Consider the following 24,392-nt stretch of genomic DNA (forward strand, 5'->3'; position numbering starts at 1 on the left):
CTTCTTTTTATATCAGTAAGACTTTAGACCTGTGCTCAACGCAGGCGCTCCATATATATACCGCGGAGAATTTTAAGCTGTGCATCCCCATCGGGATTGGTCTCCAGTTCGAGGACGCTTTTCATCAAGGCAAGCTTCCTGGCAAATAAGCCGTAGTTGTTGATCATCGTCATGATTTCATGGGTGACGGATTTTCCTCCCGGCAGGGAACCGTCGGCCTGCCCTTCTGTCACCAGTACACTGACGATATCGGAGATTTCATTCCGTATTTCGAAGTATTCAGCGGCTGTCACTTCATAATCTGAAATTTCCCCGATGTTCGCATCGAATATATCGATGAACTTCGCCTGATTAAGGGAAACTTCATCCCCGAACTTGTTCATATGATCGAAAACCATTCCGATCTTTTCAATCCCGGGCAAAGTGCGCCGATGTAAATTATGGAAAAAATCAAGTTCACCGGTGAGTATTTCAACGGCCACAGCCACGATGATCAGATGCTTCTTTGGAAAGTACCGGAAAAGTGTGGCGATCCCGATACCGGCATCATCGGCGATATCTTGCATCTGGACACTGTCCCAGCTGTTCCGGGTGAAGAGCTCAAGCGCCGCTTCGATGATGGCACGGTTCTTTTTTTCCCTGTTATTCTGCTGTTTTGTCATAATGCCACCTCCGGTTCATAAATATATTATAATGCATGGGTCAAATGATGGCGCATCATTCTCCCGGGCGGTATAATGAAAATGATAGTCAGACTATCATTTTATGGGGAGGTTCATTCATGACAAGATTATCAGAAAAAGTGGCCATCGTTACAGGTGGAGCAAGAGGTATGGGGGAAGCGCATGTCCGCCGTTTTTTAGAGGAAGGCGCGAAAGTCGTGTTCACGGACATCAATGAGGAAGCGGGACAAAAGCTTGCTGAAGAACTCGGGGAGAATGCTGTTTTCATCAAGCATGATGTCACTGAGCAGTCCGGCTGGGAGCAGGTCGTTGAAACTGCAGAATCCACATTCGGATCTGTCAATGTGCTGGTCAACAATGCCGGCATCAGCATGAGCAAGACGATTTTTGACATGACGGAAGAAGAATACAGGAAAATCATCGATATCAACCAGGTCTCCGTATTCCTCGGCATCAAGGCTGTACTGCCCTCAATGCAGAAAGCCGAAGGCGGATCGATCGTGAACATCTCATCGATGAACGGGATCGTCGGCGGTGCGCCGGGCTATACGGATTCCAAATTTGCAGTCAGAGGCCTGACTAAAGCGGCGGCACTCCAACTGGGTGCCCTCGGCATCAGGGTCAATTCCGTCCACCCGGGCGTGATTGAAACACCGATGGTGTCTGAAGGCGATGCGGTCGAGCAGATCAGGCAGTTCGCGAAGCAGATTCCGATGCAGCGCATGGCCCAGGCTGAAGAAGTCACGAACATGGTCGTCTTCCTCGCCTCGGATGAAGCAAGTTATTCCACAGGATCTGAATTCGTCATCGACGGCGGTATGACGGCAATGTAAATAAAATGGTGAAGGTCACGGCATTTTGATGCTGTGGCCTTTATTTTATAGCCAGGCAGCTTGAAAGTTTCATATAATGAAACTGAAGGAGTACATTTTGAAGATATCGATGGTGCATCCTATACTATAACAGCGAGGTGGAAGCCATGACGAAAAACCATTCGGCCACATTAAAAAAAGGGCTGCGTGTACTGGAGCTGATCAAGAAAAAAACGGGGACGACCATGCGGGATGTTCAGGAGGCATTCAACCTGAGCAAATCGACTGCATTCCGTCTGCTGACGACTTTGGAGGACATGGGTTACGTCTATAAAATCCAAACGCAGTACTACCTTGACCCGAACAACTTCATGGAAAAGTCCGAAAAGCAGTCCCTCCGGGAATGGACATCATTGAATTCCATCTACCAGATCGCAAAAAGCCTTCAGATGAGCACTTACCTCGGCAAAGTGGAAGGTACGGACCTCGTCATGTCACAAGTCCTGCACGCCCCTTTCACAGAGAAGGCCGAAGATGAAATCGGCAACAGGAGCGGACTCCATCAGACGGCGCTCGGCAAGGTCATACTTGCCCACTATGAAGAGGTTAAAAGAGTGGCTTTGATGAAGAAGATGCAGCTTGAACCGAAGACCGAAAACACATTTCAGGATTCCCAGCTGTTTTCCTATCATTTAAAAGTGATCCGGGAAGATGGATATGCATTCGATGATGAGGAGCTCGAAATCGGCATCCGGTGCATCGCCGTGCCGGTCTACCGGAACGGGGAAGTGATCGCCGCGCTCGCCGTGGCCGCCCCGCCGGAAGACATCACGAAAAGCAACATGAGGGAAATCGTATCGAAACTACATCAGGGCAGCAAAGCGGTCACCGGGGAAATCGAGGCTTTGGACAAATAAATGAAGATCAATCATGAAAGAGGAATCAAATAGGATGAATAAAGAGTACAAGGATTTATTTCAGGATTTTACATTCAAAAGTGGTGTGCATGTGAGGAACCGTTTGATGATGCCCCCGATGACGACATTTTCAGCGGATGAAAATGATTTTGTTTCGGATGAAGAACTCGCCTATTATAAAGAGCGGGCGGACGGCGTGGGCACCATCATCACCGCATGTGCCTATGTGTCGGACAACGGCAAGGGCTTCGAAGGCCAGATGAGCATTGCGGACGATGAGACGATCGGCCGTCTGAAGGAACTTTCCGGCGTGATACATGAAGGCGGCGCCAAAGGCATCGTCCAGCTGTACCACGGCGGACGCCTTGCGGTACCGCACCTCACTCCGGGCGGGGAGACCGTCAGCGCGAGCGCCGTCGTCCCTCTGTCAGACCGCGGTTTCTACAGCATCGACCAGACGCCGCGTGCACTTGGAACCGAAGAGGTGTACGGCATCATAGATGATTTCGCCGAGGCCACACGGAGATCGATCGAAGCGGGCTTCGACGGTGTGGAACTGCACGGTGCGACAGGCTACCTGCTGCAGCAGTTCGTCTCGCCCCACTCCAATTTACGGACGGATGAATTCCAGGACAGACATCTGTTTGCACTGAAATTGATTGAAGCGGTAAAAAAGGTTGTTGCGGAACATGCAGTGAAACCATTCATGGTGGGTTACCGATTTTCCCCTGAGGAACCGGAAACACCGGGCATCACGATGAGGGAGACATTCGCATTTCTGGATGCCCTGATTGAAACGGAATCTTTGGATTACCTGCATATGGCGGCGACTGATGCATGGTCCCCGGCACGGCGCGGTGTGGACAGCGAAAAGTCACGTGCGGAATTGATTGCTGAACATGTGGATGGACGCCTGCCTGTGATCGGCGTGGGCAGCATCCTCACTCCTCGCGATGCATCGGCTGTGCTTGAAAAAGGCGGCATGGATTTTGCAGCGGTGGGCCGTGCACTGGTGGTCGATCCGAAATGGGTTGATAAGATCCGTGACGGCAAAGAAGAAACGATTATAGATCATCTGACGGAAAACGACCGGACTAAAGCGGTCATCCCGGCACCATTATGGAAACACATCATGGAAGTGGAAGGCTGGTTCCCGGTCAGGCGGACAGCCGACAGCATCAGATAAAAAGCGGGAAAGGCAAGACCCCCGGACTCAGAGCACTCACTCTGGGGTGCCCCCATAAAGTTGAACTCCAAAATTCAACTTTATGGGTTCACCTCACTCTGACTCCCGGGGGTCTTTTATTCCTGTCGATATCAATCAAAGCTGAGCGGGCGCGACACTTTGTTGATCTGCCCGCCGTCGACCATAATCGTCTGGCCGCTGATGTATGACGACTCATCCGAAGCGAGGAAGAGGCATGTTTTTGCGATGTCCTCGACCGTGCCGAAGCGGCCCATCGGATTGAACGCGAGCGATTCCTCCAGCGCCTTCTCCGGATCTTCCAGGCTGTCGAACGTCTTTTGAAGCATCGGCGTCTCGACCGTGCTCGGCCCCACGGCATTCACCCGGATCTGGTCTTTACCGTAATCGAGGGCCATCTGGCGCGTCAGGGCAGTCAGGCCGCCTTTCGCCGTCGCATATGCTGCAAGTCTCGTGATCGTCGTTTCTGCATGCCAGGAGACGATGTTGATGATCGATCCCCCGCCCCGCTTCTGCATTTCGGGGATAGTGTATTTACTGCCGAGGAAGGCACCCGTCAGACTCACATTCATCAGGCTGTTCCACTCTTCCAGTGACGTTTCGAGCACTGATTTACGGTAATTGACTGCAGCATTGTTGACGAGGATGTCCACCCCGCTGAACTTTCCGGCAGTGAATCTTATGAGATCCTTCACGTCATCCTCATCACCGACATCCGTCCTATGAAAGGCAACCTGCAGATTTTCATTTTTGAACTCCGTTTCTGCGAGCATACCGGTTTCGCTGTTGATGTCTGCAATGACGACTTTCGCCCCTTCTTCAGCGAACACTTTGGCTATACCCCTGCCGATCCCCTGGCTGCCGCCGGTGACGATCGCAACTTTGTCTTTCAATCTCATCATTTCATCTCCTAAAGTTATTCTTCTATCAATTATACTTGAAGGAAACAGGAATAAACTACACCTTTCCTTTCGGATGGTTGTGGTTTATTTTCACAGTGGTTTTTCATGCAGAAGATCCGGGCTCCGGTCACGCCAGTTTTTATTCTCCATCCATCTTTTAAGCCGGGGCAGTGCCATATGGTACAAGCTGATTGAAATGAAGATGCCCGCCATGCCGAAGGTGAAGCCTCCGATGGTGTCTGAGGGATAGTGGACCCCGAGGTAGACTCTTGATGCCATCACGAAAAGGACAATTGCGGAGGCCGCTGCGCCGATGAGGATTTTCTGCCATGGTGCTTTCACTGCAAGGATCAGTATGACTCCAAGGAAGCCGTAGAAAATCACCGCAGCGATCGAGTGGCCGCTCGGATAGCTCAGTGAAGTTTCCATCGTAATGACCAGCAGGTCAGGGCGTTCACGGCCGATCAGTGCTTTCATCGTGTCCATGAAGAAGGATGCACATATATAGATGGTGAGTCCGAACCACAATCCTGCGATATACATCCTTTTGATCATCAGTATCAATACGACGGCCACAGTGAGTATGAGCATGGCGGGGAAACCCGCAATGTCCGTCGCAACGGATATAAAACCAGCGCCCCTTTCGGTGAGCCGGCCCTGGATCAAAGCCGTGAGGGTATAATCGAAACGCTGCACCCACGAAAGGTCCATAAGGACGGCGATGGTGATGATGGCATACAACAGTAAAAAAATGATTCCTGCAATAAAGAAATTCCTGATCATCGCCCTGCTCCTTTTACCAAATTCCATATAAAATATTATACATATTTACTGCCGGAAATTGTAAGGATTTCAGAAAGCGAATGTGCGATGGACGGGGCAAGCACCTGGATGATATTGAATATGATGAAAGAGTTGGCAAAATCGGTGGTGAACATGACGGGGTCATAGGTGATAATCAACAGCAGAGGGTAGACGGTGACAAGAGTTGCTATGTAATGTACAAAGACGCGTTTTATAAGGCTCCAGCGGCAAATGTGATAAATTGCACTTCCACATCCCAGAAAAAAAGCGATGAAACCATAATAGAGGAAGGTTCTCACACTATCAGCCGGGCCGATGAACAGGCTCCATATCGAAAGCAGGACAAAGATCGACAAAAGTGCTGCGCCTCTGAAGAATCCACGAACAAAGAGATTAATATGAACCACCACCTTTTTGAATAATTGAAGAATTTAGAATCTTTATTACATTATACCGTTAAAAGTCAAGAAAAAGCACCCCATTTTCAGCAAATTTTTTCAAATAAAGACTTATTCTCACAAATACTGACTCTGTATTTAATGCGGCGGGGCATTTTGAGCGCTCTGGTTCGCAACCCTCTGGCGGTTCTGGGATCAACCTTGCGGATTGAGTCCATGATTTCGCAACTCTCTGTCGGTTTGGAGTTCAATGTTGCGGATTGAGGCCATGATTTCGCAACTCTCTGGCGGTTTGGAGTTCAATGTTGCGGATTGAGGCCATGATTTCGCAACCCTCTGTCGGTTTGGAGTTCAATGTTGCGGATTGAGGCCATGATTTCGCAACCTCCTGTTGGTTTCGGGAGCAACGTTGCAGCCCGACCGGCCCACGGGTCTTTATTCCATATGAAAATGATTGACCCTCTGCTGCGGGTGGTATACATAAGATGAATACATCAACTCAAGAGGTGAAATATATGGAACAGGAAAAAGCGATAGAACGCATCACTGAAATATTGAATGACTCTAAAATCGGCATATTATCGACCGCAAAGGACAATGTCCCGAATGCGCGTTACATGTGGTTCTACAATGACGGCATCACATTGTATGCCAAGACGAATGATGAATCACCGAAATTCGAGGAGATAGAGGAGAACCCGCAGGGGTTCGTACTGCTCGGCTTCCATGATGAAAAGAATCATGCGTTCGTGGAATATTACGGGGAGATTGAGGTCATCAGGGACCAGGAGACGATCGACTGGCTGTGGGAGGATGACGACAAGACGTTCTTCGACAATCAGGAGAACCCTCATCTGGTGGCCCTGAAGATCAATCCGAGCGCCATCAAAATCATGAATGATGATGAGTTCCAGGATGTACAGCTTTCTCTTTAAAGAAGATTTTTGAAGGCGGGGCCCTTCCCCGCTTTCTTTTTTGTATCCATAACCGGGCAGGTTTTAAATTAACCGGCAGATTTTCGGGTAAAGGGAACTATAAACATCTTTTAGAGATAAGGAGAGATTTAGATGCTTGCTTTTGTCTGGGCTGAAGATGAGAATAAACTGATCGGTAAAGGTGACGAACTGCCTTGGAGACTTCCGGCGGACGTGGCCTTCTTCAAGAAGGTGACGATGCAGGGAGATATCGTGACGGGCAGGAAGACGTATGAGACGATCCCGAGACGGCCTTTGCCGGGACGTGAGAACATCGTGCTCACGACCCAGAAAGATTACGAGGCGCCGGGGGCGACAGTTGTCCACTCCAAAGAAGAGATACTGGAGCTGGAAAAGAAGAATGATAAGGGTCTGTATATCATCGGCGGCGAGTCTTTATTCAGAATGTTCGAGGACGAAGTGGATGAGCTTTACAGGACCGTGATCCACGATACTTTCGAAGGTGACACGTACTTCCCGAAGGACTTTAATTACGAGCCTTTTGAACTGGTCGAATCCGAAGAAGGCCCGGTGGACGAGAAGAACCGTTATCCGCACACGTACGAACTGTGGAAAAGGAAGTAAACGAAAATCCGCACACCGTTTTTGGTGTGCGGATTTTTTGGATGGTGCCGGGTCGTATCACTGCCGGCTTTTCGTGATCATATCTTCAAGGGAAGTCTCGAGCATCTCTAAGACCTGCTTGACGGCTTTGTAATCTTCAATATTCACATCGTCGGCAACGCAGTCGGCGATTGCTTCCGATATCGCATGGCGCTCCTTCTCCGCCATTTCCGTAAGATGGACAGCCAGCTGCCTCCTGTCGGATGCGAGCCTCTCCCGCCTCACCCAGCCGGTGTCTTCAAGGCGTCTGAGCAGGGGTGTGAGCGTATTGCTGCCCAGACTCAGCTTCTCGCCGATCGAGTGCAGTGTCTGGGGTTCTTCACTCTCCCAAAGTATGGACAGCACGAGGTACTGGGTGAATGTGAGGTTATATTTGGACAGCGCACTTTCATAAAATTTAGCAAACAGGCGGCTGAGATTATATGCCGAAAAGCAGAGCTGGTCTGCAATTTTAATACTTTCAGCTGGTATCATCATTAAATCCTCCTAATTCAGTCTTGTACGATTGACTTTGGGGTAAAGGTCTTTATAATTAAAAGCAATAAAGTCTGTTGGAAATATAAGGTATATCTTATATACATCTATTTTAATTCATTAGCCGGCTCACTACTAGTTTATGGTACCGGCATGACCGATAAATTTTTGCAGTGGAGGCGTCCCTTATGAATAAAGAAATCCATCAGCGCAGTCAAAGGAAAAATGAACATGTGAAACATGCGATGCATCAGGAATCCACCGAGGTTGTATCGGATTTCGATTTGATCACCCTGCTGCATCACTCCCTCCCCGGCCTGAACGTGGATGAGGTCGATCTTTCCACCACGATGGCAGGCTTCGATGTTCCGGTTCCCCTGTATATCAATGCAATGACGGGAGGCAGCGAGTGGACAAAGTCGATCAACGAAAAACTCGCTTCCGTCGCTGCAGCAGCAGATATTCCGATGGCAGTGGGCTCCATGCATGCGGCAATCAGACACGCAGAACTCGCCGGGACTTACCGGGTGGTCAGGGAAGCGAATCCCGACGGGCTCCTCTTCGCAAATGTCGGTGCGGATGTTTCCCTGGAAGGTGCGCAGCAGGCGGTTGAAATAATCCGGGCCGATGCACTGCAGATCCATCTCAACGCCCCCCAGGAACTGATCATGCCCGAAGGGGACAGGGATTTCAAAAGCTGGCGGCAGAATATTGAACGCATCCTCAAACACGTGGATGTGCCGGTCATCGTCAAAGAAGTCGGCTTCGGGATGAGCCGGGCAAGTCTTCAGACGCTGAAGGACCTCGGCGTCAGGCATGTCGATATCAGCGGCAAAGGCGGCACGAACTTTGCAAGGATAGAGAATGCGCGGAGGAAAAGCCAGGATATGGCATATCTCGGTGACTGGGGGATTTCCACGGTACGTGCCCTCCTTGAATCCCAGAGTCTGCAGTCCGACATGTCAGTGATGGCAAGCGGCGGCATCCTCACACCACTGGACGCAATGAAGTGCCTCGCACTTGGTGCCCGGTCCGTGGGCATGTCACGGACACTTTTGAAATCTGTGGAAGAGGAAGGGATCGAGGCAACAATTGAACATGTAAAGGATTTCCATGATCAGATGAAAAGGATTGCTGTGATGATCAATGCACGGACGGTTGGGGACGTGAGGAAAAGTCCCATTGTACTCGACCCGGAACTGTTGTCATGGATGACGCAGCGGCAGCTTGTTTTGAATGAGAGGGAGATTTGATGAAAAAGACAGTCACAGTGATTGGTGCCGGTGTCGCGGGACTCGCAAGCGCGATCCGTCTGCAGAACAAAGGATATGATGTCACGATCCTGGAAAAAGATAAACTGCCCGGCGGCAAGATGAACAGGATTGAAATGGACGGCTACAAGTTCGATCTCGGTCCGACGATCGTCATGATGCCTGAACTTTACAGGGAAGTCTTTGAAGAGGCGGGAAGGGATCCGGACGACTACATACCGATGGAGCGCCTCGATCCGATGTACAGCAGCTATTTTGATGAAGGCAAAGTGCATTATGAAGTCTCCAATGACCTCGTCAAAAACATCGAGATGTTCGAGTCGATCAGCAGTGAGGATGCGGAAGGCTTCCTGAAGTATATCAGTGATTTATACCACCGCTTCAATATTGCCAAAGACCACTTCCTTCAGCGGCCTTTCAGGGAGTCGAAGGATTTCTACAATCCATCCGTCATCAGGCAGGGATTGAAGCTCAAGACGCTGAATAATGCTGAAGATCTGCTTAAAAAATATATAAAAGATAAGCGGATGCGCCAGATGATCAGCTTCCAGACACTCTACATCGGCATCTCCCCCGCGAAAGGGCCTTCGCTGTACACGATCATCCCGATGATCGAGTTCCTGTACGGCATCTGGTTCATCAAAGGCGGGATGCACACCATGGCTTCAGGGATGGAGCGGCTGTTCCTCGAGCTCGGCGGCAAAATCGAATACGGGACGGAGGTCGAGCAGATCGTCATAGAGGATGGCAAAGCCACAGGCGTCCTCCTCGAGGACGGTGTGAGGCCTTCAGACCTTGTGATGTGCAACGCAGACTTCCCATATGCGATGAAGAACCTGGTCAAGGAACCGGACTACAAAGGCAAGTACACGAATAAAAAAATTGATGCAATGGATTATTCGTGTTCGTGTTTTGTGTTGTACCTCGGTATGGATAAGAAATATCCGGAACTCGACAACCTCCATAATTTCGTTTTCTCCGAAGACCTGGATACGAACATAGAACAGATCTTCAATGGCGAGATCATCGAAGACCCGTCCCTGTACATGTATATGGCTTCCAAAAAGGATCCGTCGATGGCGCCTGAAGGGAAAGACGGCATCTATGTGCTCATGCCGATTTCGGATTTGAAGACGATGAAATATGAATGGACGGATGAAGTCGCAGCGATGTACCGGAAGAAGATGATCGATAAGCTGAAGCATCTGCCGGGACTTGCCAATATTGAAGAAGAGATCGTCACCGAGACGATGACGACACCGCTTGATTTTGAGAGACGGTTCAATGCATACAACGGGGCGACCTTCGGGCTCAGGCCGACGCTGACCCAAAGTGTGCATCTGAGGCCTCAGAGCAAGGCGACACACTGCGATAACCTCTACTTCACAGGCAGCAGCACCCATCCGGGCGCCGGGGTGCCGATCGTATTACTGTCCTCGAAGATCGCAGTCGGCGAATTGTTGAAAGACGAAAGCTGAACATAGGAGCTGAAAATATGAATAATCCAGAACTCACACTAATCAATGATTACAGGTTTTGTCAGTCTGTCATAAAAAAGTACTCCAAGAGCTTTTACTATGCTTTTTCAACATTGCCTGATGATGATGCGAGGGCGGTCTATGCAGTCTATGCCTTCTGCCGTATGGCGGATGATGCAATCGATGAAGCCGACAGTGAAGAAGAAGCAATCGCCAATCTTGAGGCCCTGAGGAGCGAACTCAACGGATTCTGCATCGGCGATGTACCCGATGCCCCGATGTGGCGGGCGCTGGATGATGTCAGGAACCGGTATGACCTGGACCTTGAGATGTTGTATGCCCAGATTGCAGGCCAGGCATCGGATGTCCATTTCAGGCAGCCTGAGGAGCTGGAAGATCTGTTTGAATACAGCCGGAAAGTGGCCGGCTCCGTCGGGAGGCTGCTCCTGCCCATCCTTTCAGATGATACTTCACAGGAGAGGCAGCTGAACGCCGAAAATCTCGGGGTGGCCATGCAGCTCACCAATATCTTAAGGGACGTCGGTGAAGATATCGATATACACAAAAGGGTCTATATTCCGAAGTCGGTGCTTGATCAATACGGATATTCACACGAAGCGCTGAAAAACAGGGAACTGAATGCCGCCTTCATCAGAGTCTGGGAGCATCTGGCTGATGAGGCCGAAGCACTTTATGACGGTTTCCGGGATGAGATCATCCATTATAAAAAAGAGGCGCGCGTCCCTCTCCTGCTTTCACTGTCCGTATACCGTGAAATTCTGACAGAAGTGAGGAACAATGGTCATGACTGCTTCAAAAGGCGCAACTTCGTGTCCATGAAGCGCAAAATGGAAATAAAAAATCAGGTGAACGAGAATTTGAAAAGTCTTGAACGTTGATGGGAGGAAGACTATGTCCCCTGTAAAGAAAGTCATTGTCATCGGAGGCGGTCTGGGCGGCCTGTCATCGGCGGTCACGCTCAGGCAGCATGGTTTTGATGTCACGCTGTATGAAAAGAACGGGCATCTCGGCGGCAAACTGAACCGGCATGAACAGGACGGGTTCGGCTTCGACCTCGGCCCTTCCCTCCTCACGATGCCGTACATATTTGAGCGGTTGTTCGAAAGAAGCGGCAGGAAGATGGCGGATTATGTGGAGATTGAGGAACTTCGCCACCAGTGGAAATCATTTTTCACGGACGGCGAAATCATCAATCTGTACAGCGATCTGGACAAAATGAAGCGGGAAAATCCGTCCCTTACCAAAAAAGATATGAAAGAATATGAAAAATTCCTGAAGTACGCCCGGGGAATCGACCGCGTGACCGTCCCGGGCTATTTCGAAAAAGGTCTGGACGATATAAAGTCCGTCATCAAATTCCACGGGCCCCTCTCTGCGCTCAGGGGCTTCGATTATTTTTCCACGATGCAGCAGGGCATCGACAAACGCATCAAAAATCCACATATGCGGGATATGCTCGGTTATTTCATCAAATATGTCGGATCGAGCGCCTACAACGCCCCGGCTGTGTTGAACATGATGGCACATATGCAGCATGAACAGGGTGTGTGGTACGTAAAAGGCGGCCTGCACCACCTTGCCGAGGGCATTGCACGGCTGGCTGAAGAGATTGGGGTCGAGATTTGTACGAACCAAGCGGTCAAAACGGCAATCACAAAGCATGGTGCAATTGAGAAACTCATATTTGAAGACGGTTCGGAAGCGTCAGCGGATTATTATGTATCCAACATGGAAGTCCTCCCGTTCTACAGGCATGTGCTTGATGTCCAGCCCAAAAATATGAAGCAGCTTGAAAACAGATTCGAGCCGGCAAGTTCGGGGCTTGTCCTCCATCTCGGGGTGGACAGGGAATATCCACAGCTCAGTCATCATAACTTCTTCTTCTCCACCAATTCAAGAAGGAATTATAAGGAAGTGTTCGATGACAAAGTGCTGCCGCAGGACCCGACGATCTACCTTGTGAACAGTAATAAGACAGACCCTTCCCAGGCAAGGCCGGGGCATGAAAACTTGAAGATCCTGCCGCATATTCCGCCGATTCAGGAAAAAGAGTATACGAAGGAAGACTACCTCAAATTCCGCGAACGGGTGCTGGTCAAGCTTGAGAACATGGGCCTCACTGATTTGAGGCAGTCGATCGTGACTGAATATATGCTGACACCCCACGACATCCAAAACCTTTATCATTCCGATCACGGGGCGATATACGGCACTTTATCCGACAGACGGAAGAATAAAGGATTCAAGCATCCCAAAAAGTCGGGGCATATAGATAACCTCTATTTTGCAGGCGGCACGGTGAACCCGGGAGGCGGCATGCCGATGGTGACGCTGAGCGGTCAGCAGGTCGGTGCCATGATTGCAGAAAGGGAAAACAGATAAAGAGACCCGAAGGACCGTCTGCGGTCCCCCGGGTCTTTATTTCATCAGCTGTCCCATTTGGAATTGATGATGCACGAGCAGAAGTTCGGATTGGAATAATCCGGCTGGAAATGTTTGATGACATCCTCTTTCATATTGCCAAATGTCGTCTCCGGCTTGTGCTTGATGCCGTTGTAGAATGCTTCGATGATATCATTTTTGAAATTGTTCCTCGGGAACTTCTGGACGACGGCTTTCCTGATCTCCTCGGAGAACTGTTCGAAGTTGTCCCCCATCACGTCCATGCCGACGCCGTGGAAAAGGAGTGCGACTTCACTTTCCTTATGCTCCGCCACACCCGGTGTCGTGTGGAGGGCGATCGCATCCCATACAAGCTGCATCTGGCTTGGCGTGATGTTGTGGGTCTCGAGGAACTGCCTTGCAGCATTGGCGCCGTCCACCTCGAAACGTAAATCATCGCTGCTGTACTGCTTCGTCAGGCCGAGGTCGTGGAAAAGTGCACTGATGTATAATAGTTCATGATCATACTTCACCTGATCCTGATCGCCTTTGACTGCGCCGAAAAGATAGACTCTGTTCGAATGGTTCCAAATCAGTTCGTTTCCGTGCTCGTGCACGAGATCCTGTGCTTCCGTCACAATTTTACTGTCCGGGACTATGATTTTGTCCAATTCTGTTATCATCTTTGTATCAGCTCCTTATATATTACATACTATAAACGTTATGGACAGTATTCAAACTATAGTGCTATAGTCTGGGGGAATGGAGAAAGGACATGTCATATAAAAGGCTGTATTACTTTTTCATATTGGGCCGGGAACGGAATTATTCGGAAGCGGCAAAGAGAATCGGCATCAAGCAGCCGACTTTAAGCCAGCAGATCAACCTTTTGGAAGAGGAGCTGCATATCAGGCTCTTTTACCGCAGCCCGAGGAAGGTGACGCTGACGGCAGCCGGCGAAGCGCTGTACCGTAAAATTTCAACCATGAAAGAAGAACTGGATGAGACGGTCAATGAAATAAAGCACGAATATTCGGATACGAAAACGTTGCGCATCGGTGTGATGCAGGGGGAGCTGACGGATCTCGTCTCCAACGTGCTCATCCGTTTCAAGATGGAACACCCTGATGTCCAGTGCGCCCTCTATACGCTGGACCTTTCATCTTCGATGCTTGAGAAGGGGGAGCTCGATCTTTATTTCGATTATGATGCGACGGACAATAAAAATAATATGACCTTCTTATATGAGGACGGGTTCAATATCATCTCTTCAAAAGATGTCGGGACTGTCAGGGCCGGGAACCTGTCCGGATACCCATGGGTGCTCATGAATGAAAATTATTCATGCAGGCATATATTCAATGATCTCGCTGCCCATAACGGGGTGCACATCAGTCCGGCAATCGAACTGAGTGACCTGTCCGTCGTCTATAACATGGTGAACAGCGGTATGGGCATCTCACTTGTGTCGGATACTTCCCTCTCTTTTTATGACTCGGAAAACCTGGAGGTCCAAAAAGTGGAATCACCGCGGCTGAAGCGTAATGTCGTGATGCACCATAATGGGACGGTGAAAACAGGCAGCCTGCTTGATGCGTTTCACCGGATGATCATTCAGGAACTGGAGCAGCTCACTATAATAAGATGAATCATTATACAGTTTTCCAGATTAATCGTGGAAGACTGTTTTTTTGTGGTCGATCAAGGGTAAACGTGAACTGTATGTAAAATAAGTTCAAATTATTTAGGAGGACTTGAAATGACTGAAGGAACAATCCTTGTGACAGGTGCGGGAACAGGTTTCGGCAAAGGCATCGCATTCAGCCTTGCGGAAAAAGGAAAATCGGTGATCGCGAGTGTGGAAGCGATGTCGCAGGTCTCCGCGCTGGAAAAAGAAGCGAAGGACCGCGGACTTGAAATGAAAATCGAAAAGCTGGACGTGACCAGCGAGAAAGACCGGCAGAAAGCATGGACGTGGGACGTCGATGTACTCGTCAACAACGCAGCAGTCAAAGAAGGCGGCTCTCTTGTCGACATACCGGAAGACAACCTCCGTCATCAATTCGAGGTGAATACATTCGGCCCGATACTTTTGACGAAAGGATTCGCACGGAAAATGATTGAGAAGAGACAAGGCAGGATCGTCTTTGTGTCGTCGATTTCGGGGCTCGTCTCCACACCCTTATCCGGACCTTACAACGGCTCCAAACATGCGCTGGAAGCATTTGCCGAGGCGCTCAGCCAGGAACTCCAGGAGTTCAATGTCGAAGTGGCGACAATCAATCCGGGGCCTTATTTGACCGGATTCAACGACCGCGAGTTTGAGACATGGAAAAACTGGCAGGAAGTCGATGAAACGGTATTTGACTACGAGAACCTGGCGTTCCCGATGGAACAGTATGATCCGGAAGAAGTGATCGAACCATCGGTGAAAGTGATACTTGGTGAAACGAACAGTTACAGGAACGTCATTCCGGAAAGCATGGTGTCCATGATCAAGGACATGCGATCTGAATTATGGGATAAAAAGACGGATGAAGCGCTCGGTGAAAGGCATGAAACAGTACAGAATTCATATGATATAGAGCCTGGAACGAAAGCGGAATAATATAAAAAAAGGAGTGGGGCATCGCCCCGCTTCCAATTTTCATAATAGGAGTGAGCACATGACTACACATAGAAAATGGGTCCTGGCATACTTTATCTTCTTCGTCCTCATGGTGGTTGCCAATTACACCGCAGGGCAGATGGGCTCGGATGTAGGCGGGACGGCCAATGAGAATGAAACCATCATCCAGCCGGCAGGATTTGCCTTTTCGATTTGGGGTTTGATCTATACCCTGCTTTTCATATGGATCATATATTTATTCTTTTCCAAAAAGGATAGATCATACATTACAGAACGTCTGAAATTCTGGCCGATCGCCAATTTCATATTGAATGGCCTATGGATTTTCGTCTTCACACAGGAGTGGCTCTTTGCTTCCGTCATCGTGATTGCAGCAATGTTGTATACTCTTGCGGAAATTTATACTTCAATCAGCGAAACCAATCATAACTGGTTCGACAGATTTCCGTTCGCGATATACTTTGCCTGGGTGACACTGGCGACCATCGTCAACATCTTCACATGGGTCACCGACCTCAATATCGACACCATTTTAGGAATGGGCGAATTGACGTGGACCATACTGCTGCTGATTATAGCAGGCATCATCGGCATTGCGATCGCGATATTCTTCAAAGACTGGGTCTATCCGCTTGTCCTGATATGGCCTCTAATCGGCATATATGCAGAAAGCGGCGATGTCTCGACCGGACTCAACATCACATTGCTGATCGTGGGCATCGCACTTGCGATTATAGCGATTATAGTCATCGTCCAGAAAGCGAGAGCGTTGAGGGTTTAAAGTCAGCATATGGATATAGCCCCCTTTGGCCGGGGAGCGACGCCATTGCTGCTCGGCGGATATCGTATAACTTCTGATTTCGAGAAGACTTATACGATTATGGAGGCGGATATCGTATAACTTCTGATTTCGAGGAGACTTATACGATTTCGAAGTCGCGGCAGATTCTGACTTCCTTCAGCGCTAAATAAAAAAACATCGAATCAACGATATAGGTTGATTCGATGTTTTATTTTGCCTGAAATCCGGCTCACCGTAAGTTTTTGACTTTCATCACGCCGTTCGCCACTGCAAGGTCGAAATAACCGGCACCGACACATTTGTAGAGGGTGATTTCCTCACCCGACTGCCTTAAGAACTCCGCATCGAAAATATCTGCGAGGCTGCCGTCGATGTCATCCCATGAGATGATGCCTTCCTCCACTGCCTTGATGATTTCGCCCGCTTCTTCCTTGGCACCGTCCATATCATCAAGATAAATCTGTCCGGCTTTCCTCACGGTTTCCATATCCATTTCAATCATTTCGGGTGTGAATGAACCGACCCCGTTGAGATGTGTGCCGTCTTTCAACGCGTCACCGTCAAAAACAGGGGTCTTGGACTGGGTGGCACAGTTCACGATATCACTTTCTTCGACCAGCCGGTTGACGTCATCCGCAATTTCCACCGGGATCTCGATTCCGAAATCCTGCAAATCCTGTTTGAACGTTTCGGCTTTGCTCCGTGTCCTGTTGAATAAAACCATCTTCCTGATTTTGCGGACTTCAAGTACGCCGAGAACCTGTTCGAAGGCCATCCTGCCGGTGCCGATCACACCGAGCACGCCGGCATCTTTCCTTGCGAGTTTATCTGTCGCAATGGCGGTCATCGCCCCGGTGCGCAATCTCGTCAAATAGGATGCTTCAAGGGAGGCGATGTGTTTGCCGTCATTCAGATCAGTAACAAGGATATTGCCCTGGGTCGTCGGCAGATCGGCGTTTTCCGGAAAAATCGACACCGTTTTGATGATCGAGACTTTCTGTTCCGTGCTGATGCATGGCATATACAGCATGGACGAATGATCGCTCGCAGGCAGGACGATCCTGTTCGCCTCCACCAGCCTGCCGTTCCTGTAATCATCCAAAATCATCTTCACATCTTCAATCGCATGATGAATCCTGTAAGTTTCCTGAATCTCTCCATCCGTTAAGAAATGCATGGTTTATTCTCCCTTTCAAAAATCATTTTCCATATTCCCTTTATTGTATCACGGAGGAGGATGCTTTGAATTTACAACTTGGCTGAACCTTTTTTCTCATACAGTGCTTCCCGTGTGATGGAGAATTCGGAGATATCATGTTCAGTTTCACCTTCAGTGATGAGCTGGGTGAAGATCTCCCCGATCACCGGTACGTATTTGAAACCATGGCCCGAGAATCCGCCGGCTATAAGGATATTTTCATGTTCAGGGTGCCGGTCGATGATGAAGTCTTCATCCGGAGTATTGTTGAAGATGCATGCGACACCCCTGTTGAGCTTACCATTGGCCTCTTTCATATATTCGCCCAGGAAATTCCTCAAGTTCTCTTCATCTTTTTCATACGCACCGAAGTTTTTATCCATATTTTCAGGTTCATCATCATCCTCTGAATCACCGTTGAAGCGCCCGATTTTGACCCCGGTCCCGTCTATACTTGGAAATCCGTAGAATGCCCCGTTTCTCGTTCTTCCGATGAAGCCGGGGAAATTATCGGAACTGTAAAATGCTTCATCAGCTTCGAACCAGGCGATTGTACGCCTTGAAGGCTGCAGTTTCAGATCCAGCCCAAGGTCTTTGAGGAACCGTCCCGTCCATCCGCCGGCAGACAGGATGATCTGATCTCCCGTGAAAGTATCGTGTTCAGTTTTCACGGTCACTTTATCTTCTTCCGGATGAATGCTTTTTACGGGGGTATCGATCAACAGCTTGGCACCATTTTGAAGTGCGAGCCTCCGATATGTCCGGATGGCGTTCTCCCCCATGATGACGCCGCCTTTTTCTTCGTAATAACCGATGTCCAGATCCTCGCCCTGCATATCCGGCCAGCGTTCCCGGATCTCCTCTTGTGTGAGTGTCTCGATTTCCAGGCCGTATTCACGTGCACCTTCTATCGTATTCGCAAGGAACTCGGAACCTTCGTAACCGAAGTTGATGATGCCGGTTTCCCGGAAAATCTCATCTTCTGAATGCTCCTGCAGCTCGTTCCACATCTCCTGGGAGCGCAGGGCAAGCGGGATATAATGAAGCCCTTCGCCCACTGCATGCCGTATCAGCCTCGTGTCCCCGCCGTGGCTGCCGTGCGCATGAGGCGGATCATATGCATCAACCATCAATACTTTCAGTCCCTTTTCAGATAAATAATAACCTGAAGACATTCCCATTGCGCCTGCGCCTACTATAATCACGTCATAATGTTTGTTGGTGATAAGATCACTCCTAATGAATAGTCAGCGGCAGAGAGGTTTTTTATGCCGCTTTTTCCCCTCTCTACCACGAATATAAAGTAATTAATCACAAAATCAAGAAATCGCTTTCAATTGACTGCATTATGAAACTGAATTTTTTGAAAATTATCAGATTCATGAGATAATGAACGTAAGCACGGGACACACAGGGAATTCCATTATGGAGAGGGGGTGGACATCTAATGGGCAAGAAGACGAAATTGATCACGGCAGCAGGTGTAACGGCAGGTGCCCTTTATGTAAGCGCCAATACCGAGAAAGTGAAGAAAGGTATTGATAAGGGCATGGAGATGGCAGTCAGCCAGGTTGGTAAATGGACGGATGATCCATATATCAAAAACCTCGGCAGGCCGGAAGATTTGAGTGATTCCAATATGGTGGACGAAGGCGCGATGACGAGTGTCCTGTACTATTACGAATTGAGGGAAGCTTCACGTAAAAAAGCACAGAGCGGATAAAGAGCGGGGACAGAGTCCCTGTTCTTTTTTTAATCTTTCAGTTTGAATGTCATATACCTGACATTGTTTGTATGGATGATTTCCAGTCCTGAAGCACCGGCAATATATTCAAGCGTTTTCGGGGTATAAAATGAAACATGCGTCGGGTCACGCATATAATGCCACTGTTTAAAATGTTCCGGGTCGTTTTTATGGAACAGGGTCATGACGGCGAGTATGCCATCCGCTTTCAAGAGCCTGGCAAAGAGCCTGAAGTGATGGACGGGATCTGCCATGTGCTCCACCACTTCGGTCGCTGTGATGAGGTCATACTTTTTATCCTCATAAATCGTCTCAGGCGCATAAAATTTATCATATATATCCATACGGTACCGGTGGCGTTCCAAAAGCCCGGCAAGCACGGGGGAAGGGCCGCTGCCGAAGTCGAGCCCGTCTTTCCCCGCAGGGGCGTAGGGGAAGACGGCATCATTTAAAAATTTGTAGAAAAAGTCGACATAATGCGGGTCATCTATTGAGTTGCGGTGGAGGTCATACACCTCCTTTTCGTCATCCAGGGAGAGTGTCCCGCTTTCATTTCGTGATATATACTCGCATTCCGGACAGTGGAAGAAGGTTTCTTTCGGGCCGTACAGCATGGCCGTGTCCGACCCGCAAATCCTGCAGAAATGACTCATATTGATGTCCCCCATTCTGTTATTGATGCTGCACGATCCCTCTGTAGACGAATCTGCCGCGGCAGCTGCGGCATCTGTAGCGCTTCTCGTACCCCTTCATATTTTTGCTGAAGCTGTATCTGCACTTCCTGCATTCATATAAAAAAGATTCGCCTCTGTATTGGTAGCTCCGTGTCCTTGAAATGCCGAGCCGGTCCAATGTGCGGATGAATGCCGCATCCGAATCCCTGTAGGGCTGTCCGGTCTTATACAGGGCGTAATGCACGCACTCATGATACAGGACATCGAGTACGGCGGTTTTTTCATTGTTTGTGATGAAGCTCTCCGAAATGACGATTTCGCTGCCGGTGACTTCATTCCCGCGATACTTCAAGATGAAGACGCCGAGCTTCGATTTCATGCGTTTTGATATGCGGATGGGTATTTCAAGCTCCAGGCTGAAATTGCTGCGCAGGAATTTCTCTGCACAGCGTCTCAATTCAAATTCGTTCAAGGCAATCACTCTCAATCATATATAATTTCAAACATCCCATCCAATGGAAATAAAATCCCGGGTGAGATAAATATCATTCATCACCCGGGAAATATCATTTATTTTAAGCTGGGCAGCACTCTGTCACCGATTTTGGAAAACAGGAAAGTGCCGAGGAAAGTCATGATCAGTGTGGAGATGGTTATGGTGACGAAACTGAACCAGAATGGCACACCGGCGACCGTAAGCAGCATCAGTCCGACGAATATGCCGCAAAGCACACTGTACTGTACCGCATTGACCCAGACATTTTTAATGAAATAGCTGATGGTATACGAGATTGCCGCGATACCCACACCTGTTGCGACGTCGATCAGGCCGAGCGGTGAAAAGAAGTTCGCTATGGCAAGGCCGAGGATCATGCCGGGTATGAACCGGCGGTTGAAGAAAGGTATGACGGCAAGCATTTCGCTGATCCTGAGCTGTATCGCCATCGTACCGATTGGATTGATGACGGTGAGTGCAACATAGACAGCGGCGAGCACCGCATTGTAAACGAGTATTTTATTTTTGATGATCATCATTCTCCTTAGTTTTTTATACAGGGAGTTTGCGAACCTGTGGATGGAACTTTTACAAACTGCCATACTATTATAGCAGATTCATCACCGGGGGGCGCCTCTTGGGGTGACAGAAAAATGATAAATTCTACTTTTTATACTCGATGTTGCGGTCCTTCCATTCAACGGTCTTTTTGATCCTCGTCTGGTAGAGCGAAAGTGTATATACGAAGAAGAAAAAGTACTGATATAACGGATAGAATGCACTCCCGGCCCTGCCGACATTGATCACCGGCCGGCATAACTGATGGAATTGGATGCAGCCGAGCAGATACAGGAATAATGCCGGGACAAGCATGTATGTATCGAATATGATGGCATACAAAAGGAAAACGGGGAATACGAGTCCCGATGACAGCCATATCATGATGGATGCCATCACAGCGGCGCCCGTATTCTCGGACCCGATGGAAATATGCTTCTTCCAGCCGTCCACCATCGAGCGGAATCCCCCGCTGTACATCCTGACGTGCACCGTATTTTTCCCGAGCAGGTGGTGTATGGGGATGTCCTGTGCCCTGTACGCTTCATAGATGCCTTTGCCTTCGATGATGGCGCCTTTTGCCGCCATATGGCCGCCGGTTTTATGATAGTCATCTTTATCCGTCAGCATCACCGGTCCGAAGACCGTGCCGGCTTCATATCTGTTTTTGAAGACCGAGAATATATTGATGCCTGCGACGGTCATCAAATTGAAGACCGCCGAGAAAGTCTCGTGATTTTTCCCGGTTTCATGGAACGGCTGAACGGACACCAGCCCCTTTTCAGGGCGGCCCCCGTAATGATGGCACAAATCGGCCAGTGAATGTTCATCTGTAAAGAAGGTATCGGCATCCATGAACAGGAGCAGGTGGCTGGCTGCATGCCGGCTGCCCGTGAAGCACGCAAAATACTTCCCCGGCAGATCTGTTTCGGGCACTTCGACCACTTTCGCTCCAAGTTTTTCTGCGATTTCGGCTGTCCGGTCCGTTGAGCCGTCATCTGCGACGATGACTTCAGTGCGGACATTCTTCTGTTTTTTGATGCTCTCCAGCAGCACCGGCAGATTGTCAGCTTCATTCCTCGCGGGGATGATGACGCTGACGGCGCTGTTCCCCGCTTTGGAAGACCTCCTGATCAACCGGTTCCTCTCTTTGAAGAAAAGGGTGCCGCAGATGAAGGTGATGATGATCCAAATGATGAAGATGATGGGTATGATCATTGTGGCCCCTCCCCTTATGCTTTCATCACTTTTTTATAGTGGTCGGGATCGGTGGCCCCCTCGGTATTGATGAGCAGCACTTTTGAAGATTCATCCAGGCCGAGATTTTCTTTCAGCTCTGAAAAGCGCTCATCCGTCATCACTTCGGCAAGGAAGCCGAGCGGCAGGGCACCGGATGCGCCTGAAGTGACCGCCGGGTCTCCGTCGTCAGGTTTGCCGTACCATCGCATACCCCTGTCGCTCACCGCATCACCGCAGGAGACGAAGCAGTCGGCAGTCGATTTCAGTATATTCCATCCCACCGGGCTCGGCGCACCGCATGAAAGTCCGGCCATCGTCGTATCCATATCGCCGTAAACCCTGACCGGATCGCCGGTTTCACTCCCGGCGGAACGGTAAAGCGGATCAGCCGCCGCCGGCTCCACTATGATAATCTTAGGCGGACGGCCGCCGGTGAAATTATATAATGCAGCCGCCATAGCTCCGGCGAATGACCCGACCCCAGCCTGCAGGATGACGTGGGAGATATCCTGCAGTGAGTTTTGGCCGAGCTGTGCCCTGATTTCGGAAATGATCGTCGTATAGCCCTTCATGATATGAATGGGTATTTCCGTATAGCCTTCCCAGGCGGTATCCTGCATCAGGATCCACCCGTTTTTCGCCGCCTCCTGAGCCGCATATTGCACGGTATCATCATAGTTCATATCCGTGACGATCGCTTCGGCACCGAGGTCGGTGACCGCTTGGACCCGGGTTTCCGCAGCACCTTCCGGAAGGAAGACCTTCCCTTTTTGTCCGAAGATATGAGCGCCCCATGCGACACCTTTGCCATGGTTGCCTTCCGTTGCCGTGGCGAAAGTCTCCACCGGGTGACTGCCGGCTGCGCTGAGTAGATCGGTGAAAGAAAGACTCCGGCCGTCCCGCCCCATTTTGCCGGCAAAGTGCTGTGCCATGGCGTAGGAAGCGCCGAGCCCTTTGAATGCATTCAACCCGAATCTTGCCGCCTCATCTTTGACGAATAAAGCCCCGAGGCCAAGTGACTGTGCACTATTTTTAAGCTCATGCAGCGGGGTTGCTTCATACTGTGGCATGGACGCATGGAAATTTGCCGCACCCTGAATCTCCTGCAGCGAAAAATCCCTTGTGTATTTTTCAGCATCAGCTGTACTCCTGAATTTATTCTGAATCCATTTCATAATCCATCCTCCTGAGACACCTTTGTCACCATCATAACCTAAAATGCCCCGGTGTTAAGCCACTGGCGCAGATATTTTCACGGAAAACAAAAATGACAGGGTCTACCTGTCATTTCGCTTGTATGAAAAACCCTTCATTCTCGTTCCATTCGGCAAGGAAAATATCTTTGACATCTTTCCCGGTCTCTTCTCTAATGGTGTTTTTCAGCCAGTCTTCGTCGAACCCTGCAGCCTGAAGCGACCTGTGTTCGACTTCCCCGCCGTCGATGAATAAGTAGGACATTTCATTTTCCTTGTAATCTTCCAGGACCTGGCCGCGTGACGGTGGTTCCTCTTCTGCACGTTTGATGACAGAGAGCATGCCGCTTGTCTCCATGATTGCATGCTTCACCTCACGTAATGAAAACACCCCGTTCATCCTGAGCAGTTCCCTGACTTCATCGACGTCCATATTATTCCTGTTCAGCACTTTTGTGTCGATCTTCCCGTCATTGATCAACAGCTGTGAACTGCCTTTCGTCAGCCTTCTGAAGCGTTCATTCTTCATGGCATACCTTTCAATCACGTAAATCAGCAGTGCCCAGTAGGCGAGCATGATCAGCATATGGTAGAAAGGTGTGTCCGTCTCATAGAGGGACTCTTCAACAATGCTTCCCAGGATCAGGGCATATACAAAGTCGAGCGGTGTGATCTGGGCAAGTTCTTTCGGCCCGAGCAGCCTGAGAATGATCATGACCCCGATCAGCCCTGAGGTCAGCTTAACAAAATAAGACATTATATCTTCCATTTCCGTCACTCCTGTATAGAATTTTAAGTGAAAAAAATTTTCAAGCTTCCATGGATTATTCCATTCAGTAATCATAAATACCCCATTCCCGGAGAAAATAACTTTTTCAGGGCTTCTGCAGCAAAAGCATATAAAAAAACCGGGAT

General features: G+C 49.4%; 27 protein-coding genes and 1 riboswitch. Of the genes, 13 read left to right on the forward strand and 14 right to left on the reverse strand.

The window, feature by feature from the left end:
• Positions 1 to 35 precede the first annotated feature (35 nt).
• A complete protein-coding gene (locus LPW40_RS08475) occupies positions 36 to 662 on the reverse strand; it encodes a TetR/AcrR family transcriptional regulator (RefSeq protein ID WP_230821830.1) in 627 nt (208 codons plus the stop codon).
• Positions 663 to 781: 119 nt separating this feature from the next.
• Between LPW40_RS08475 and LPW40_RS08480 the strand changes: the two genes are divergently transcribed.
• The 3 genes from LPW40_RS08480 to LPW40_RS08490 all read left to right on the forward strand — a co-directional run bounded on the left by LPW40_RS08480 (position 782) and on the right by LPW40_RS08490 (position 3,598).
• On the forward strand, positions 782 to 1,516 hold the full coding sequence (locus tag LPW40_RS08480) for a glucose 1-dehydrogenase (RefSeq protein ID WP_230821832.1): 735 nt from the start codon (positions 782 to 784) through the stop codon (positions 1,514 to 1,516).
• A gap of 146 nt (positions 1,517 to 1,662) precedes the next feature.
• On the forward strand, positions 1,663 to 2,412 hold the full coding sequence (locus tag LPW40_RS08485; protein WP_230821833.1) for an IclR family transcriptional regulator: 750 nt from the start codon (positions 1,663 to 1,665) through the stop codon (positions 2,410 to 2,412).
• Positions 2,413 to 2,446: 34 nt separating this feature from the next.
• A complete protein-coding gene (locus LPW40_RS08490; RefSeq protein ID WP_230821834.1) occupies positions 2,447 to 3,598 on the forward strand; it encodes an NADH-dependent flavin oxidoreductase in 1,152 nt (383 codons plus the stop codon).
• Between the two features lie 131 nt (positions 3,599 to 3,729).
• On the opposite strand, the gene LPW40_RS08495 is transcribed toward LPW40_RS08490, so the two are convergent.
• The 3 genes from LPW40_RS08495 to LPW40_RS13735 all read right to left on the reverse strand — a co-directional run bounded on the left by LPW40_RS08495 (position 3,730) and on the right by LPW40_RS13735 (position 5,732).
• The gene (locus tag LPW40_RS08495) at positions 3,730 to 4,515 is read right to left on the reverse strand and encodes an SDR family NAD(P)-dependent oxidoreductase (protein WP_230821835.1); all 786 of its coding nucleotides are present in this window, start codon (positions 4,513 to 4,515) and stop codon (positions 3,730 to 3,732) included.
• Positions 4,516 to 4,608: 93 nt separating this feature from the next.
• Complete coding sequence (locus LPW40_RS08500; protein WP_230821836.1) at positions 4,609 to 5,328, reverse strand: phosphatase PAP2 family protein; 720 nt, start codon at positions 5,326 to 5,328, stop codon at positions 4,609 to 4,611.
• 8 nt (positions 5,329 to 5,336) lie between these two features.
• Positions 5,337 to 5,732, reverse strand: coding sequence for a DUF3021 family protein (locus tag LPW40_RS13735; RefSeq protein ID WP_354542471.1), 396 nt, complete (start codon positions 5,730 to 5,732; stop codon positions 5,337 to 5,339).
• Between the two features lie 503 nt (positions 5,733 to 6,235).
• Here LPW40_RS13735 and LPW40_RS08510 point away from each other — a divergent pair.
• Both LPW40_RS08510 and LPW40_RS08515 read left to right on the forward strand, forming a co-directional pair.
• Positions 6,236 to 6,655, forward strand: a complete 420-nt coding sequence (locus LPW40_RS08510; RefSeq protein WP_230821838.1) for a pyridoxamine 5'-phosphate oxidase family protein — start codon at positions 6,236 to 6,238, stop codon at positions 6,653 to 6,655.
• A 132-nt stretch (positions 6,656 to 6,787) separates the two neighbouring features.
• Positions 6,788 to 7,279: a dihydrofolate reductase gene (locus tag LPW40_RS08515; RefSeq protein ID WP_230821839.1), complete on the forward strand. Its 492-nt coding sequence runs from the start codon at positions 6,788 to 6,790 to the stop codon at positions 7,277 to 7,279.
• Positions 7,280 to 7,336: 57 nt separating this feature from the next.
• Here the strand turns inward: LPW40_RS08515 and LPW40_RS08520 are convergent, their stop codons facing one another.
• Entirely contained in the window at positions 7,337 to 7,789 is a 453-nt protein-coding gene (locus LPW40_RS08520; protein WP_230821872.1) for a MarR family winged helix-turn-helix transcriptional regulator, read from the reverse strand.
• Positions 7,790 to 7,980: 191 nt separating this feature from the next.
• On the opposite strand from LPW40_RS08520, the gene fni reads away from it, so the two are divergent.
• The 4 genes from fni to LPW40_RS08540 are packed head-to-tail and all read left to right on the forward strand — an operon-like array spanning position 7,981 to position 12,944.
• The gene (fni, locus tag LPW40_RS08525) at positions 7,981 to 9,045 is read left to right on the forward strand and encodes a type 2 isopentenyl-diphosphate Delta-isomerase (protein ID WP_230821840.1); all 1,065 of its coding nucleotides are present in this window, start codon (positions 7,981 to 7,983) and stop codon (positions 9,043 to 9,045) included.
• Complete coding sequence (locus LPW40_RS08530; protein WP_230821841.1) at positions 9,045 to 10,541, forward strand: phytoene desaturase family protein; 1,497 nt, start codon at positions 9,045 to 9,047, stop codon at positions 10,539 to 10,541. Before fni ends, LPW40_RS08530 begins: the two co-directional genes overlap by 1 nt.
• Before the next feature lie 17 nt (positions 10,542 to 10,558).
• Positions 10,559 to 11,440 (forward strand): phytoene/squalene synthase family protein, encoded by an 882-nt coding sequence (locus tag LPW40_RS08535; protein WP_230821842.1) that lies wholly within the window; start codon positions 10,559 to 10,561, stop codon positions 11,438 to 11,440.
• A gap of 13 nt (positions 11,441 to 11,453) precedes the next feature.
• Positions 11,454 to 12,944 (forward strand): phytoene desaturase family protein, encoded by a 1,491-nt coding sequence (locus tag LPW40_RS08540; RefSeq protein ID WP_230821843.1) that lies wholly within the window; start codon positions 11,454 to 11,456, stop codon positions 12,942 to 12,944.
• A 44-nt stretch (positions 12,945 to 12,988) separates the two neighbouring features.
• Here LPW40_RS08540 and LPW40_RS08545 read toward each other — a convergent pair whose 3' ends face one another.
• The gene (locus tag LPW40_RS08545) at positions 12,989 to 13,627 is read right to left on the reverse strand and encodes an HD domain-containing protein (protein WP_097040516.1); all 639 of its coding nucleotides are present in this window, start codon (positions 13,625 to 13,627) and stop codon (positions 12,989 to 12,991) included.
• Between the two features lie 92 nt (positions 13,628 to 13,719).
• On the opposite strand from LPW40_RS08545, the gene LPW40_RS08550 reads away from it, so the two are divergent.
• The 3 genes from LPW40_RS08550 (at position 13,720) to LPW40_RS08560 (ending at position 16,354) form a co-directional block, all read left to right on the forward strand.
• Positions 13,720 to 14,592, forward strand: a complete 873-nt coding sequence (locus LPW40_RS08550) for a LysR family transcriptional regulator (RefSeq protein ID WP_230821844.1) — start codon at positions 13,720 to 13,722, stop codon at positions 14,590 to 14,592.
• Between the two features lie 111 nt (positions 14,593 to 14,703).
• Entirely contained in the window at positions 14,704 to 15,552 is an 849-nt protein-coding gene (locus LPW40_RS08555) for an SDR family oxidoreductase (RefSeq protein WP_230821845.1), read from the forward strand.
• 58 nt (positions 15,553 to 15,610) lie between these two features.
• Positions 15,611 to 16,354 carry a tryptophan-rich sensory protein gene (locus LPW40_RS08560; protein WP_230821846.1) on the forward strand — a complete coding sequence of 248 codons (744 nt, stop codon included), beginning with the start codon at positions 15,611 to 15,613 and terminating at the stop codon, positions 16,352 to 16,354.
• A 250-nt stretch (positions 16,355 to 16,604) separates the two neighbouring features.
• On the opposite strand, the gene LPW40_RS08565 is transcribed toward LPW40_RS08560, so the two are convergent.
• On the reverse strand, positions 16,605 to 17,552 hold the full coding sequence (locus LPW40_RS08565; RefSeq protein ID WP_230821847.1) for an ornithine cyclodeaminase family protein: 948 nt from the start codon (positions 17,550 to 17,552) through the stop codon (positions 16,605 to 16,607).
• Positions 17,553 to 17,623: 71 nt separating this feature from the next.
• Positions 17,624 to 18,814: an N-methyl-L-tryptophan oxidase gene (solA, locus tag LPW40_RS08570; protein WP_330166186.1), complete on the reverse strand. Its 1,191-nt coding sequence runs from the start codon at positions 18,812 to 18,814 to the stop codon at positions 17,624 to 17,626.
• Between the two features lie 206 nt (positions 18,815 to 19,020).
• On the opposite strand from solA, the gene LPW40_RS08575 reads away from it, so the two are divergent.
• A complete protein-coding gene (locus LPW40_RS08575; protein ID WP_230821849.1) occupies positions 19,021 to 19,296 on the forward strand; it encodes a hypothetical protein in 276 nt (91 codons plus the stop codon).
• 29 nt (positions 19,297 to 19,325) lie between these two features.
• On the opposite strand, the gene LPW40_RS08580 is transcribed toward LPW40_RS08575, so the two are convergent.
• The 6 genes from LPW40_RS08580 to LPW40_RS08605 all read right to left on the reverse strand — a co-directional run bounded on the left by LPW40_RS08580 (position 19,326) and on the right by LPW40_RS08605 (position 24,246).
• Positions 19,326 to 19,970 carry a class I SAM-dependent methyltransferase gene (locus LPW40_RS08580; protein WP_230821850.1) on the reverse strand — a complete coding sequence of 215 codons (645 nt, stop codon included), beginning with the start codon at positions 19,968 to 19,970 and terminating at the stop codon, positions 19,326 to 19,328.
• Positions 19,971 to 19,989: 19 nt separating this feature from the next.
• Positions 19,990 to 20,463, reverse strand: coding sequence for a SprT-like domain-containing protein (locus LPW40_RS08585; protein WP_230821851.1), 474 nt, complete (start codon positions 20,461 to 20,463; stop codon positions 19,990 to 19,992).
• Between the two features lie 98 nt (positions 20,464 to 20,561).
• Positions 20,562 to 21,026, reverse strand: a complete 465-nt coding sequence (locus tag LPW40_RS08590) for a QueT transporter family protein (RefSeq protein ID WP_230821852.1) — start codon at positions 21,024 to 21,026, stop codon at positions 20,562 to 20,564.
• A riboswitch (PreQ1 riboswitch) is annotated at positions 21,026 to 21,069 on the reverse strand. Its footprint overlaps the gene before it by 1 nt.
• An 81-nt stretch (positions 21,070 to 21,150) precedes the next feature.
• Positions 21,151 to 22,263 (reverse strand): glycosyltransferase family 2 protein, encoded by a 1,113-nt coding sequence (locus LPW40_RS08595; RefSeq protein WP_230821853.1) that lies wholly within the window; start codon positions 22,261 to 22,263, stop codon positions 21,151 to 21,153.
• 14 nt (positions 22,264 to 22,277) lie between these two features.
• Positions 22,278 to 23,459, reverse strand: a complete 1,182-nt coding sequence (locus tag LPW40_RS08600) for a diaminopropionate ammonia-lyase (protein ID WP_230821854.1) — start codon at positions 23,457 to 23,459, stop codon at positions 22,278 to 22,280.
• Between the two features lie 109 nt (positions 23,460 to 23,568).
• Entirely contained in the window at positions 23,569 to 24,246 is a 678-nt protein-coding gene (locus LPW40_RS08605; RefSeq protein ID WP_230821855.1) for a DUF421 domain-containing protein, read from the reverse strand.
• Positions 24,247 to 24,392 lie beyond the last annotated feature (146 nt).

Origin of the sequence: Salinicoccus halitifaciens (assembly GCF_021026095.1) — a bacterium.
Classification (GTDB): Bacteria; Bacillota; Bacilli; order Staphylococcales; family Salinicoccaceae; genus Lacicoccus; species Lacicoccus halitifaciens.